This window comes from Paucibacter hankyongi, from assembly GCF_037482915.1.
GTDB classification, from domain to species: Bacteria; Pseudomonadota; Gammaproteobacteria; order Burkholderiales; family Burkholderiaceae_C; genus Paucibacter_A; species Paucibacter_A hankyongi.
This window is the reverse complement of sequence record NZ_JBBHJX010000021.1, coordinates 1-14,177: the sequence shown is the minus strand read 5'-3', so window position 1 is coordinate 14,177 and position 14,177 is coordinate 1. Positions and strand designations below refer to the sequence as shown.

At 62.0% G+C, this 14,177-nt stretch carries 7 protein-coding genes; 3 read left to right on the top strand and 4 right to left on the bottom strand.

Annotated features, from left to right (window positions below):
* Positions 1–2,415 (top strand): alpha-amylase family glycosyl hydrolase, encoded by a 2,415-nt coding sequence (locus WG899_RS20365; protein ID WP_339597493.1) that lies wholly within the window; start codon positions 1–3, stop codon positions 2,413–2,415.
* A 31-nt stretch (positions 2,416–2,446) separates the two neighbouring features.
* On the opposite strand, the gene WG899_RS20360 is transcribed toward WG899_RS20365, so the two are convergent.
* The 3 genes from WG899_RS20360 to glk all read right to left on the bottom strand — a co-directional run bounded on the left by WG899_RS20360 (position 2,447) and on the right by glk (position 8,801).
* Positions 2,447–4,525, bottom strand: a complete 2,079-nt coding sequence (locus tag WG899_RS20360; RefSeq protein WP_339597492.1) for a S9 family peptidase — start codon at positions 4,523–4,525, stop codon at positions 2,447–2,449.
* A 139-nt stretch (positions 4,526–4,664) separates the two neighbouring features.
* A complete protein-coding gene (locus WG899_RS20355) occupies positions 4,665–7,454 on the bottom strand; it encodes a TonB-dependent receptor (RefSeq protein ID WP_339597491.1) in 2,790 nt (929 codons plus the stop codon).
* 315 nt (positions 7,455–7,769) lie between these two features.
* A complete protein-coding gene (glk, locus tag WG899_RS20350; protein WP_339597490.1) occupies positions 7,770–8,801 on the bottom strand; it encodes a glucokinase in 1,032 nt (343 codons plus the stop codon).
* 677 nt (positions 8,802–9,478) lie between these two features.
* Here glk and WG899_RS20345 point away from each other — a divergent pair.
* Positions 9,479–11,401 carry a glucokinase gene (locus WG899_RS20345; RefSeq protein ID WP_339597489.1) on the top strand — a complete coding sequence of 641 codons (1,923 nt, stop codon included), beginning with the start codon at positions 9,479–9,481 and terminating at the stop codon, positions 11,399–11,401.
* A 64-nt stretch (positions 11,402–11,465) separates the two neighbouring features.
* On the opposite strand, the gene WG899_RS20340 is transcribed toward WG899_RS20345, so the two are convergent.
* Complete coding sequence (locus WG899_RS20340; RefSeq protein WP_339597488.1) at positions 11,466–12,101, bottom strand: PEP-CTERM sorting domain-containing protein; 636 nt, start codon at positions 12,099–12,101, stop codon at positions 11,466–11,468.
* Positions 12,102–12,381: 280 nt separating this feature from the next.
* On the opposite strand from WG899_RS20340, the gene WG899_RS20335 reads away from it, so the two are divergent.
* The gene (locus tag WG899_RS20335) at positions 12,382–14,067 is read left to right on the top strand and encodes an alkaline phosphatase D family protein (RefSeq protein ID WP_339597487.1); all 1,686 of its coding nucleotides are present in this window, start codon (positions 12,382–12,384) and stop codon (positions 14,065–14,067) included.
* Positions 14,068–14,177 lie beyond the last annotated feature (110 nt).

Here is a 14,177-nt window from a genome sequence, read left to right as displayed (position 1 = left end):
ATGAAGCGCTCGGCGAACTTGAGGCCGCTGCTGGCTGCGGCCTTGCTATTGGCGAGCGCCGGGCAGGCAGCTCAGGCAGAACCAGGCAACTGCAAGCCCAGCCCACTCGGCAGCCGCGAATTGTTTTTGCGCGGCACTTTCAACAACTGGAGCGCCACCGATGAGCATCGCTTCGTCTATGTGTGTGACCGTTATGAGCTCTACGCCAAGATCACAGGCGAGCAAAGCTTCAAAATCGCCGATGAAGACTGGTCGCCGGATGCCGACTTTGGCGGCAGCGCCGCAGCGCTGGTGCTCAAGGGCGGCGCCCTGAGCGAGCGCTTTGGCGGCCTGAGCCAAGTGCTGCTGCACTTGCCCGACGCAGGTGCGCCGCAGCTGAGCATCAAGCCCTATACCGGCGAGATCCCGAAGCGGGCGAGCGCGCCACAGATCAGCGATCGTGTCGCCTTGAGCGTGCGATTTGATTCGCGCCAACTCGCAGACAAAAGCCCTTTTGGAGCGGTCACCCCGAACACGCCGCTGCGTTTTTCCTTCAGCGCCCTGCCCGGCGTGGAGAAAGCAACGCTGGTCATCGCCAAGCGCCGCCTCGAGGGCAATCAAGAGGTGCTGAGCTACACCGAGCTGGCGCGCCTGCCCATGAACAAGGCCAAAGAGGACAAGGCCGAGCGTTGGAGCGCCAGCCACCGCTTTGACTCGCCCGCCATCTACGGCTACCACTTCGAGCTGCAGATCAAGGGCCAGACCTTGGTGCTGCACAACAACCGCGACACCGTCTTCTGGACGCGTGAAAAAGGCAGCATGGGGCCGGGCGAGATCGAGCCTAAGCCCGAGGCAGAGAAAAAAATCCGCCGCTATCGCCAGACCGTTTACGCCGCCGACTTCAAGGTCCCCGACTGGGCCAAGGACGCGGTCTACTACGCCATCTTCCCCGACCGCTTTCGCAATGGCGACCCGGACAATGACCCGCGCCCCGGCCGCGACCACTATCAAAACCAGGATGTGGAGTTCCACCGGAACTGGCTGGACAAGCCCTGGAAACCTGGCACCTCAGACGGCTCCGACGAGGTCTACAACAACGACTTCTACGGCGGCGACCTGGCCGGCATCATCGACAAGCTCGACTACATCCAGCAGCTCGGCGCCAACACGATTTACATGACGCCGGTCTTCCGCGCCGCCAGCAATCACAAATACGACACCGCCGACTACAAAGAAGTCGATCCCGCTTTTGGCCGCAATGAAGACTTTGTCCGCCTGAGCCAAGAGGCCGCCAAGCGTGGCATCCGCGTCATTCCCGACACCTCGTTGAACCATGTGGGCAGCGACTCGCCCTACTTCAACCGCTTTGGCAACTACCCGGCCGGCGGGGCTTTTGACGATGGGCATCTGAACCCGGCATCAAGCTACGCCAGCTGGTTCAAGCTCGACCCCAGCCAGGCCAAGCCTGAAGACCAGTACCAAGGCTGGGTGGGCGTCAAGGATCTGCCCGAGATCGACAAGAGCTCAGCGTCCTTTCGCCGCTTTGCCTATGGCGCACCGGACTCGGTGATGAAACTCTGGCTGGACCGCGGCGCCGCCGGCTGGCGCATGGATGTGGCGCCCTGGGTGCCGGATGACTTCTGGCGCGAGTGGCGCGCTGCCATCAAGGCCCACAAGCCCGATGCGCTGACGGTCGCCGAGACTTGGTTTGATGCCAGCAAGTATTTCCTGGGCGACAGCTTTGACTCGGCCATGAATTACATCTTCCGCAACACGGTGCTGGACTATGCCGCCGGCGGCGACGCCCGCAAGCTCTACGCCAATATCGAACTGATGCGCGAGGCCTATCCGCCGCAAGCCTTTTATGCGCTGATGAATCTGCTGTCTTCGCATGACCAGGCACGCGCCCTGCATGCCCTGGGCTATCAGGAGGACGGTCAAAACCTGACCCTGGCCAAGCAGCGCCTGCGCCTGGCGATTCTGTTTCAGATGATCTTCCCGGGTTCGCCGTCCATCTACTACGGCGATGAGGTTGGGGTGGCCGGCGGCGAAGACCCCTACAACCGGGCGCCCTACCCTTGGGCAGACCAGGGCGGCAAGCCCGATCAGGCCTTGCTCAAAGACGTGCAGGCCATGACGCAGATGCGCCAGAAGCACCGGGTGCTGCGCCATGGTTCCATCGAGGCACCGCTGCATCTGGACGAACATGTGATCGTGCTGCTGCGCAAAGACGGCAAGCGCTGGGCGCTGACGGCGCTGAACAATAGCGACAGCAGCCAGACCCTGGCGGTGAAGCTAGCACCGCATCTGAGCGGATTGCAGCGCCTGCGCTGGCAAGACGCGCTAACCGGAAAGAAGCTCAAATCACTGGGCGCGCCGGGCCTGCTGCAAATCAAGGTGCCGCCCTTGGGTGGGCGGGTCTTGATCAGCGACTGAGGCCCGAGCCATCGGAGCTCGCGCTCAGGGCTCAGGCCTTGGCCAGATGGCGATCCAGGAAGCGCAGGCTGCGGTTCCAGAAGTCCAGCTGATTGGCCGGCACACGCCAGCCATGGCCCTCGTCTTGATAGACGATGTACTCCACCTGTGAGTTGTTAACCTTCAAGGCCTTGTGGAAGCTCTCGCCATGCACCAGCGGCACACGACGGTCGGCACTGCCATAGGCCAGGAGTACCGGCTGCTTGATGGCGGCGACGTGAGTCAAGGGTGAGTTGGCCTTCAGGTCGGCGGCGTCTTGCACCCGATCACCGAGCACTTTGGGCATGCCATGCATCTTGTAGACATTCGAAACATCATCCCAGTTGGTGCTGTAGAGCAGGTCCAGATCGGTCACCCCCACCCAAGAAATTGCGCAGCGGAACAGCTCCGGATTGCGCAAGACCCCCATCAGCGCTGCATAGCCGCCATAGCTGGCGCCGGCAATCGCCATGCGTTTGGGGTCAGCCAAGCCTTGGGCAACGGCCCAGTTCGCCGCATCGGCCAGATCGGTCTGCATGGCCTTGCCCCACTGGCGCCAGCCGGCCTGGTGATGCGCCAAGCCAAAGCCCAGGGTGCCGCGGAACTGTGGCTGCAAGACGGCATAACCGCGCGCCGCAAGGAGCTGAACCTCGGCATCCCAGCGCCACTCCGGCCCGCGCACAAAGGGGCCGCCATGCACCAAGACCACCAAAGGCAATTGCTTGGCGGACGCCGCATCCAGGCCCGGCGGCAGCGTCAACCATGCCGGGATCTCCAGACCGTCACGCGCCTTGAAGCGCACCATATCGCTGCCGGCCTGGTTCTTGGCCACGATGTCGGGGCGCTCGGCGCCGAGGCGGGTGAACTTTTTGGTCTCGCGATTGAACAGGAAATACAGCGTGGGCTGGATGTCGGCAAAGGCCTCCACCAAGACCCAGGGCGATGCCCCTTGCCAAGGCACGCTGAGACGATTGACGGTACGCGGCAGCACCTTGTCGATCTGCGCTTGCAGGCCCCGCATCTCCCCGTCCAGCCATTGCGTCACTTCGGCATCGATGCGAAAGCGCAGGCCCAAGACCTTGTCCTGACGGGCAATCACCTCGGCCTGCACATCAAACTGCGGCGACTCGGCCAGGGGCTCGCTCGACCAGGCGCCGGTGCTCGGGTCGAGCAGCCACATCGCTTGCTTATCGCGGCCACGCCGGGCGTTCACATACAACTTGCCGTCACCGCCAACCGCACTGACGGACAAGTCGCCGCCAGTGAAGGCGTCGAACTCGGCCAAAACCCGCCAGTCGCCGCTGGCAGGGTCACGCCAACGAATCGCGCCCTTGGCGCCCTCGCGGGTCTGGGCCACCCGCTGATTGCCCTGCGGGTCGGCCCACCAGCCCTCCGCGTGAAGCGGCCCTTCGATCTCTTCGCTGCGGCCATTGCGGGTGTTCAGGCGCAAGAGTTTGATGAAGCCCACGCCTTTGTCGTCATAACTTTCAGGTCGCACGGCCAGCACCGCGTCACCCTGGCGCTGCGTTTCGCCATTCAGCAAAAAGGTGTTCCAAGGGGCGAGGCTTTGGGTGTCATTGCCATTGCGGGCCCAGACCCGCTGGCGCTCCACCAGTTGTTTAAAGGCCGAGCCATCTGCGTTGACTCCAAACAGGCCCGGTGCGGCATCGATCTTGCCAGCCGGAGTCTCGCGGTCGGTCAAATCAAAAGCCAGGCGCTCGTTATTGACCCAGACGAAGTTGTTCATGTCTGCCGCGTCCGAGCTGTAAACCACCTGCGGGCTCATGCTCTCCAGCGTCAGAACGGTCAGGATCATGCGGCCTTTTACGCTGTCGGGGCCGAGTGTGCGCATGGCCAGGCGCTTGCCATCGGGCGACAGCACTGCGCCGGTCATTTGGGGGGCGCGGAAAAAGTTCTCGGCGCTGATTTTGCCGTCCAGCTTTCCCGCCTGGGCTCGAGCAGCAGCGTCCGCCGCCATTGCGCTCTGCACTTGGGCTGCACCGAGCAGCGGCAAGGCCGCCTGCAAACTCAGGCCCAAAACGCTGCGCCGACTCAAGCCTTGTGAACGCCGCGCATTTTTCTTGTTAGTCATTTTGTCCTTCCTCCACTTGTCTTTGTATTGATCGTCGCTCGCAAGAGCTGAGCCGAAATTGAAAAAGACCCCTGCGGGCATTGCGGCCTGCAGGGGTCCTTCAGTTTGACGTATTCCGCGCTCGAAAACGCGAGTCAGATCAGAACTTGTAGCTGGCGCCCAGCATCACGGTGCGGCCCCACTTGATGTACTCGCCCGGACGATCCTTGGTGCCGAAGTAGGTGCGGAAGGCCGAGTCGGTCAGGTTGTTCACCTGCAAGGTCAGGCCCAGGCCCTTCATGCTGCCACCGTTGAAGTTGTAGCCGATCTGTGCGTCGGTGATGTTCTCACCCACCACATAACGCAAAGAACGCGAGGCATCGAAGTTCTTGATTTCGCCGATGAAGTCAGAGCGACGACGCTGGCTGATACGGGCCTCGAAGCCACTGTTCTCATAGTAGAACGTCAGGTTGCTGACGGTCTTGGACAAGCCTGGCAGCGAGATGTCGGCAGCACCCACCGAAGACTGGCTGTTCGGGTCGGCCTTGATCTTGATGCTGCTGTTCGTCATGCTGGTGCTGGCGATCAAGCCGAAGCCGTTCAACATGGGCGAGAACTGCGCGAAGGGCAAGGACACCGACAGCTCCAAACCGCTCAGATTGCCGCCTTGGCCGTTGTAAGGCGCCTCGAACTGACCGGTGGTTTGTGCTGGGGGCGAGCCTGCGGGCGGCACATAGCCGGCAATGAACTTCGAGAAGTCATAGGCATTGCTTTGCGTGTAGATGTAGCTGTTGAGCTTTTTGTAGAAAGCTGCAGCCGCAAAGTAGGCCTTGTTGCCGAAGTACTTCTCGTAAGAGATGTCCACGGCGTCAGCGCGCCAGGGGTCCAGGCGGGGGTTGCCACCGCTGGCGCCAGGCTTGCCGGTGGACTGGTCCACGCCGAAGTTGATGGCGGCACGCAGTTGGTCCACACGCGGACGGGCCACTTGCTGAGCCAGCGCAAAGCGCACGGTCTGGTCATTGCCCAGGCCGAAAGCCAGGTTCAGGCTAGGCAGCACATCGGTGTAGGTCTTGCCGTCGTCCACGGGCTTGACGTTCTGGCCGGCGGGCGCTGCAGCGTCCCAGTAGTTGGCTTGCGAAGACTGGTTCACTGCCTGCACTTGCACGCCGAAGTTGCCGCGCACCGACACACCACCCCAGTTGGAGTCGATATTGGCCTTCAAGAAACCGGTGGTGATCTTTTCCTTGGCGGTCCAGGCACCGGGGATCTTGTAGGCGGCATCGGTCTCGCTGGGCGAGAGGTTCATGTACTTGTCGACAATGCCGGGCACATTGAAGGACGGGATGGAGCTCAGGTTGGAACCGGCAAAGTCCAGGTTGACCGATTTGTAGATCAGATCGGACGAGATCGGCGCTTCGGTGCCCTTCAGCGTGATCGGGCCTTCAGGCTGGTGCTTGGACTTCTTGCGGTCCACATAGTTCAGGCCCAGATCGAAGTCGGCAAACCAGCTGCCCATCGAGTCTGGTGCCGGCACCTTGGCCAGCAACTTCAGGCTGCCCAGTTCATCTTCGATGTTTTGGATGCGGGCATAGCCCGAGCCGTAAATACTGTCACGCAGGAAGAGCTTGCTCGGGTCCGAGTAGTCGCGGCCCGGGTTCATGGTGACGAAGCCATTGTTGGGGAACAACAAGGTCAGGCTGTCCAATTGCTTGGCCGGCACCAACTGGGTGTTGACTTCCAGATTGGTCTCGTCGCGATTGGCCTTGGAGTAGCTGGCATCGGCCGACAGAGCCACACCTGCCAGCTTGAAGGCATTGTTCCAGCCGATGGCGTTGATCTTGTCTTCACGGCGGTTGTACTGGCCGCGCACCAGCGGATAGACGCTGGCCACAGTGCCACCGACCAGGGTGCCGCTGGAATTCACCACCGGGTTGGTCCAGGTACAGGCGGGCTGGCACGGATAGTCGCCGTTGTAATACAGATGCGACTCGAACTGGTTGGCGGTGTCGGTCTGCTTGGTCTTGGAGCTGAACAGGTCCAGGGTGCTGGTCCAGTCGCTGGTGGGCTTCCACTCGACCGTGGCCATCACGCCATCACGCTTGGTGAAGCCGCTGCGGCGCAGGGCCTTGACACCGTCGGTCATGAAGACACCGTCAGCCACGCCAGGGCGATGACGGTCATCTTTTGCCGTCGTCGTGGGGTTGGCGAAGTAAGGTTCGTAGGTACCGGTCTGGTTTTCAGCCACCGGCGTTTCCTGGTGCGCGAAGCCAATCGCGATACCCAGGGTGCGGTTGTTGAACTGGTCGATGTAGCTGGCGCTCAGGCGATTGCCGGTGCCGCTGGCGTTAGCGGCCGAGCCCAAGGAGTTGTTGGAGCCGCGCAGATTGAAAGTCACGACACGGCTGCCGAAGTTCAGCGGACGCACCGATTGCATGTCCAGGGTACCCGACAGGCCCTGACCCACCAGACCGGCGTCAGGCGTCTTGAACACGGTCACGCCGGACAGCAGTTCCGAAGGGTACTGGTCGAACTCAACGCTGCGGTTGTCGCTGGTGCTGACCAGCTCGCGGCCGTTCAGCAAGGTGGTGGCGAAGTCGGGCGACAAGCCGCGCACGCTGATCACCTGGGCACGACCGGCCACACGCTGGGCCGACAAGCCAGGCAAGCGAGCGATCGACTCGGCGATGCTGTTGTCCGGCAGCTTGCCAATGTCTTCGGCCGACACGGCCTCGACGATGGAATCCGAATTCTTCTTGACCGAAATGGCCGCTTCAATGCCTTTTCGAATGCCGGTCACAGTGACTGTGTCCAGCTTTTCCGAGGCCTGCTGCGCATAAGCAGCACCGGTGGCCAACATCAACAAACCGCAGCCCAGGGCCACCGGTTTGATGCTAAAAATTTCGCGCTTCACAGCCTTGGACTGCTTGCGCTTCTCTACGGAAGTATTCATTCAATGTCTCCTCAAGCCAAACCCAACAACACAACCCATGGCAGCTTTTCGGTTCACTGCCGCAGGGTCCTTGAACCCAACGTCTAACAACGTATTTGTACCAAAACTAGATTTACCTCATACAAGCACAAACCCTAAATGTTGCTTTGTTACTTCATTTTTTTCGCGAATTTCCTAGAATTCACAAGGGTTAACACTCATGAAAACAGGGTTTTGCGCCAAACAAGACCAATTCAAGACCAAATCCAGGCGGGTTATGTAGCCGCACTACATTCAGTGCTTATCAAAACTACAACAACAAACCAGCACCAAAATTCAATCGTGTTCCTGCTCAAGCGCCAAGGCAGCACCACCCAAAGCCACCAAGGTGTCAGTGATCAGGGCCGTCGGAATCGCATTCAGATAAGCATGAAAGCGCCCCTTGGCCTCGAAGCGATCTCGAAAGCGCGAGGCAAAGAAGAACTCACCCAGCCGAGGCACGATGCCCCCACCGATATAGACCCCCGAGCGCGCACCCAAAGCCAGGGCCACATTGCCAGCAAAGCCACCCAGCAAGGCGCAAAAGACATCCAGCGTCTGCACGCATAAGGCGTCACCACCAGCCAGGCCGCGCTCAACGATTGACTCGGAACTCAGGGCCGGCGCCACCCCCTGGCCCCGCACAGCCGCCACCGCGCCATAGAGCAAGGGCAAACCAATGCCCGACAACAAACGCTCGGCCGAGACATGCTCAAAACTGCGACGCATATAGGCCAGCAGTTCACTTTCAAAGTCATCGGCCGGCGCCAGCGTCATATGTCCACCCTCACCCGGCAGCGGAACCCAATCGCCCCGTACCCAGGTCACCCCCGCAACACCCAAACCGGTGCCCGGCCCAATCACCGCCAAGGTGCACGCATCTGACTTAGCAGGTCTCAAGGGCTGCCAAGGCTTGGCACTCCCGGCCGCCGCCTCCAGCAAAGACCAAGACCGCAACTGCGAGGACTGCAAACGCGGCAAAGACAAAGCCAGCGCCTCAAAGTCATTCAACACCAAGAGCGACTCCAGACCCAAGCCCTGTTGGAGCTCCCGCCTAGAAAAGCTCCAATGCCCATTGGTTAAGTCAACCCGATCACCCGCAACCGCCGTCGCCACCGCAAATGCAGCGCGGCGCGGCGCCGCAAAGTCCGAACCCAAACTCGACTGCAAGCCCAACAGATACGCCCGCGTCGCCGCCAAGGGCCCCGCGTGCTGATGCACCGGCAAGACCGCGATATGCGCAACCGGCGCGCCGGCCGCCACAACCCAGCCGAAGCGGGCATTGGTCCCCCCCACATCAGCCACCAGACAGGGGTAAGTCGCACTCATGCCAACACCTCCACACAAGCCCACGCAAGCACAAGGCCACGGCGAGGGGCGGCGTTTTTCCAAGCAAAGCAAGCAACTTGCACGATTGTTCTCAAGCCTCCGACTCTTAACCTTTCGCGCCGCAAGCCTCCCCGACCCGCAACGCTTCATTGATCTCGACGCGAAGCCGGCTTTCGCCCGCAATTCACAGCCACACGAGCCGACTTCGCACACCCTGGCTATTCACACCCAGAGGCACGAAAGGTAGCAAAACTACACGCACACCGCAATAGCAGATTACCCAAGCCTAGGCTAAGTTCACGTCTTTTTTCAACAATCAGCTTCACCTTTGTGACCATTCACCACTGAATCAACTCTGTAGAGCGCAGCAATTCGCCTGAAACAACGCCGGCTTAGACAGAGTAAACACAATGTAGTCGAGCTACATTCACGATGAGTCATCGGAAAAATGACACTGGACTACATCGCCTTTTGGGCATCCGCCCCCGGGGCGACCCTGCCTCAAGGGCCCGTCGATCTGCCTCATAATGCAGCGCCAAGGCCGCAAGCCCGAGGCAATCGGCAACAAGCTCTAGGTGTTCGTTTGAGGGCGATGTCGCTCAAATAACGACTCGCAGCCGTGCGTTCTATCGACGCTGACGCCCATCCCCGCCACCACCGCCCGCACCGCCCCATCTATGTCAAGCTTTGACAGCCCCCGTTTGATCGCCGACATCGGCGGCACCTACGCGCGCTTTGCCCTCGAAAAAAGCCCCGGCGAGTTCAGCCACATTGCGTCCTTGCGCTGCGCCGACCATGCAGACTTTCATGCCGCCGTCAGGAGCTATCTGACCAGCTTGAGCGCGGTGGCCGAAGCCCCGGATGTGCAACAGATCGCCCACGCCGCCATCGCCATTGCCAACCCGGTCGAGGGCGACCAAGTGCGCATGACCAATTACCACTGGCAGTTTTCGATCGAAGAGATGAGGGTTCGGCTCGGTCTGGACACCTTGGTGGTGGTCAACGATTTCACCGCCCTGGCCATGGCCTTGCCACGCTTGTCGGCTCATGAGGTGCGTCAGATCGGCGGCGGCGAAGCTCGCATGCCCAGCGTCATCGGTCTCTTGGGTTCGGGCTCGGGCCTGGGTGTGTCGGGGCTGATTCCGGCCGGGGATGGATGGATTGCGCTCGGCACCGAAGGGGGCCACACCAATTTCGCACCGCGCGACGAGCGCGAAATCGCCATCCTCAGGCACGCCTGGCGGCAGTTCCCGCATGTGTCTTTCGAGCGCCTGCTGTCGGGCCCCGGTCTGGAGTTGATTTACCGCGCCCTGGCCGACTATCGCAAAGCACCAGCCGAGGACCTCGGCGCACCCGACATCACGCAGCGCGCTCTCGACCAAGAAGACCCGATTTGCGTCGAGACGCTGGAGGTGTTCTGCGCCCTGCTGGGCACAGCGGCCGCCAATTTGGCGGTCACCTTGGGAGCCCTGGGCGGCATCTATATTGGCGGCGGCATCGTGCCGCGCCTGGGCGCCGCTTTTGATCGCTCTCCGTTTCGCACCCGCTTCGAGGACAAGGGCCGCTTCAGCGACTATGTGGCCGGCATCCCCACCTTTGTCATCACCGCGGAGCACGCCACCTTCAAGGGCGCCTCGGCCATTCTTGAGGCGCAGCTACGCACGCTGCAAACCCAGCCCGGCTCGGGCCTGCTGGGTCAGATCCGGCGCGCACGAGGCGAGTTGTCGCCGGCCGAGTTGCGGGTAGCCGAATATGTGCTGGCGCATCCGCGCTCGGCGCTCAATGACCCGATTGCAACGATTTCCCGCGCTGCGAATGTCAGCCAGCCGACCGTGATCCGCTTTTGCCGCACGCTCGGTTGCGAAGGCTTGTCGGACTTCAAGCTGCGCCTGGCCTCGGGCCTGACCGGCACCGTGCCGGTGACCCACACCCAGGTCAACCGTGATGATTCCATGCTGGAGCTGGGCGCCAAGGTGCTGGGCAATACCGCCTCGGCCATTTTGCAGGTGCGCAGCCAGCTGAACCGCGACATGATCGCGCGCGCGGTGGAACTGTTGTTGCATGCCGGCCGCATCGAGTTCTACGCTCTCGGGCACTACGGCGTGGTGGCGCAGGACGCGGAATTCAAGTTCCTGCGCTTCGGCATGCCCAGTTCGGCTTACACCGATCCGCGCCTGCAGGTGCTGGCCGCCAATGTTTTGAAGCCCGGCGATGTGGCCGTGGTCATCAGCAATAGCGGACGCTTGCCCGAACTGCTGGAGGTGATGGAGACGGCCCACGCACGCGGCGCCTTTGTGATCGCCATCACCGCGGGCCAATCACCGCTGGCGCGCAAGGCAGACGTGGCCTTGATCGTCGATCACCAAGAAGATGTGGCCACCCATGTGCCCATGGTCAGCCGCATCCTGCATCTGCTGGTGATCGACATCTTGGCGGTCGGCGTGGCGATGCGGCGCAACCCGGATGGTGTGGACTTGCTGCCACCGGCCTCGCAAGATACAACGGGCAATGCCGACCCGCAAACACCAACGAGCAGTCGCACCGCGCCCGGCGTCAGCATGGCCTCGCCTTTGGCCCGGCTGACCTCACACAGTCGCTGAGAGAGGCGGCATTCGGCGGCACCAATCGGGGCCGAAGAGCCCCGGCCTCAGCGAATGCGCGGCTTCAGCGCTTCGCGCGCATGCGGCCGAGCAGGTACAGACCCGCCAGCCCCAAGGCCAGGATGGCCGCCGTTGCCGGCTCCGGCACGGCGCTGACTTGGCTGATGTTCAGGACCAAACGCTCGCCCTGCTGCATGCTGCCGAGCTGCAATTGCCAGTCGTTCTTGCCCTCGGCAAATGGGTCGCCGAGATACATTTCATTCAAGCCGGCGCTGCGCAGGCTGACATGGCCAGCGTCACCATTCACCGGCGACACTGTCAGGTCTTGAGCCGTGAGCGTGTATGCACTGCCGGGCGCCCAGCTCGCGCCACCAAAAAGTTGCAGGTGCAGCTCGCTCAAAAAATCGGCGCCGGCTACCGCCTTCAGCACCGCGTTGAAGCCTTTTGTGCGACCCACATCGGCAGCCTCGACCTCAAATTCGAGGCTGACCGGCTGCATGCCAAAAAAGCTCAGATCCAAGGCGAGTAAATCCGGCGTTGAAAAACTGCTGTCCAACACAGCGCCATTGAGCGACTGTGATTTCAAACTCAAGGCCTGTGCCGAACCCAGGGACGCCAGACTCAAGAGCAACGCAGCGCTCAGTTGGGCCATCAGGGCTTGCTTCGGAAATTTGGAACTGCTCACGGACTGCTTCCTCATGCGTGCTGCTTGAATCGGTACTGCCACTCGCCTGCCCCGGGGCGGGCTACTGGGCGGCAGCAGGTGAGAGCGCTTCTAGCAGCTCTCATGGCGGCAAGCTTAGACAGCCGGCGTGACTGCCTTCGGTCACAGCACCCCTGCCAAACGGACCGAGAGCCAATCGGCCCAGATCTGCCCGCTTGACCAGCCCGCGCTTGTCACAGGCCGTCCCTATGCTGCGGCGCCATGCCGGGCCTTGATGGGTCAGGCAAGCCAATTTCACCCAGCGCAAGGTTCCGTCATGTCCCACAACAGCAGCAACTCTTTCAATCGCCGCGCCTTCCTGCGCGACGTCAGCGTGGTCAGCTTGGCCGCCCCAGCAGTGGCACGCGCCGCGACCAATAGCAGCACGATCAACAGCGCCTTCACCCACGGCATTGCTAGCGGTGACCCGCTCGCCGATCGGGTGATGCTCTGGACGCGCGTCAGCCCGGCCCTGGGCAGCGCGGTGGCGGTGACCTGGGAAGTGGCCAGCGACGACGGCTTCACACAAGTCCTGCGCCGCGGTCGCGCCCAGGCGCTGGCGGAGCGCGACCACACGGTGAAGGTCGATGCCCTGGGGCTGCCGAGCGGCAAGAGCTTGTTCTATCGCTTTGTGGTCAACGGTCAGGTCTCGCGTACCGGGCGCACCCGCACGCTGGCTGCATCGGGTCTGAACGCCGTCAAGTTGGCCGTTTTCTCCTGCTCCAACTATCCGGCCGGCTACTTCAACGTCTATGCCGAAGCCGCCAAGATGGCCGACCTCGACGCCGCCGTTCATTTGGGCGACTACATCTACGAATACCCACGCGGTGGCTATGCCTCCGGTGAAGCCGAACAGATGGGCCGAGAGTCCCTCCCGGTCAACGAGTTGCTGAGCCTAGCCGATTATCGCCAGCGTTATGCCCAGTACCGCAGCGATGTGGACTTGCAAGACGTGCACGCCGCCCTGCCCTTCATCTGCGTTTGGGACGACCATGAGTTCGCGAACGACACCTGGAAGGATGGCGCAGAGAACCATACGCCCGAAACCGAGGGCGACTTTGCCCTGCGTCGCGCCGCTGCCATGAAGGCCTATCACGAGTGGATGCCCATTCGCAGCGATGCATCCCACCCGGAAATCATTTTTCGCTCCTTCAAATTCGGCAATGTGCTGGACTTGCACATGCTGGACACCCGCGCCTTGGCACGCGATAAGCAACTCAGCTACAGCAACTACATGGGCGCTAACGGCTTCAACGCGCAGCAGTTCGCCACCGATATGGGCAACCCGGCGCGCCAGTTGCTGGGCAGCCTGCAATCGCAGTGGTTGCAAGGCCGCCTGGCCGCCAGCAGCGCCACTTGGCAGGTGCTGGGCCAACAGGTCTTGATGGCGCGCATGAACATCCCCGCGCCGCTGGTGCTGGGTCAGATCAGCTTCTCTGACTATGTGGCCTTGCTGGCTCTGGCGCAAAGCAACCCGGCCGCGCTGACGCCGACGCAAAAAGCCATCCTTGCGCAGCCCGCCATCCCCTACAACCTCGATGCCTGGGACGGCTACGCTGTTGCCCGCGAAACCGTGCTGGGCACCGCCCGCGCCCTGAACAAGAACCTGGTGGTGCTGGCCGGCGACACCCACAATGCCTGGGCCAGCGATTTGCAGGACTACCAAGGTAATCAAGTCGGCGTGGAGTTCGCCACCCCCGGCGTCAGCTCGCCCGGTTTTGAAGAGTACTTCCCGAACGAGAACCCCCTGGCGGTTGCCGGTGGACTCGAGCAAATCATTGGCCCCTTGAAGTACGCCAACACTCACCAACGCGGCTTCATGGTGGTCACCGCCACCACCCAGCAATGCCGCTGCGACTGGCACTACGTCAGCACCGTCAAGTCCAAGACTTACGAAACCAGCATCGGCCGCTCGCTGGCGGTCTTGCCGGGTGCGGGGGCGCGTCGTTTGACGGAGGTTTAAACCCTTTTTTCGGGCTCCGGCGGCCCGTCCCGCCGCCGTGCTCATGGTGCCCGGGTCGGCTCTGGCGAGCCGACTCCCCTCCTTGCTCACTGCGCGGGTCAGCGGCGGCA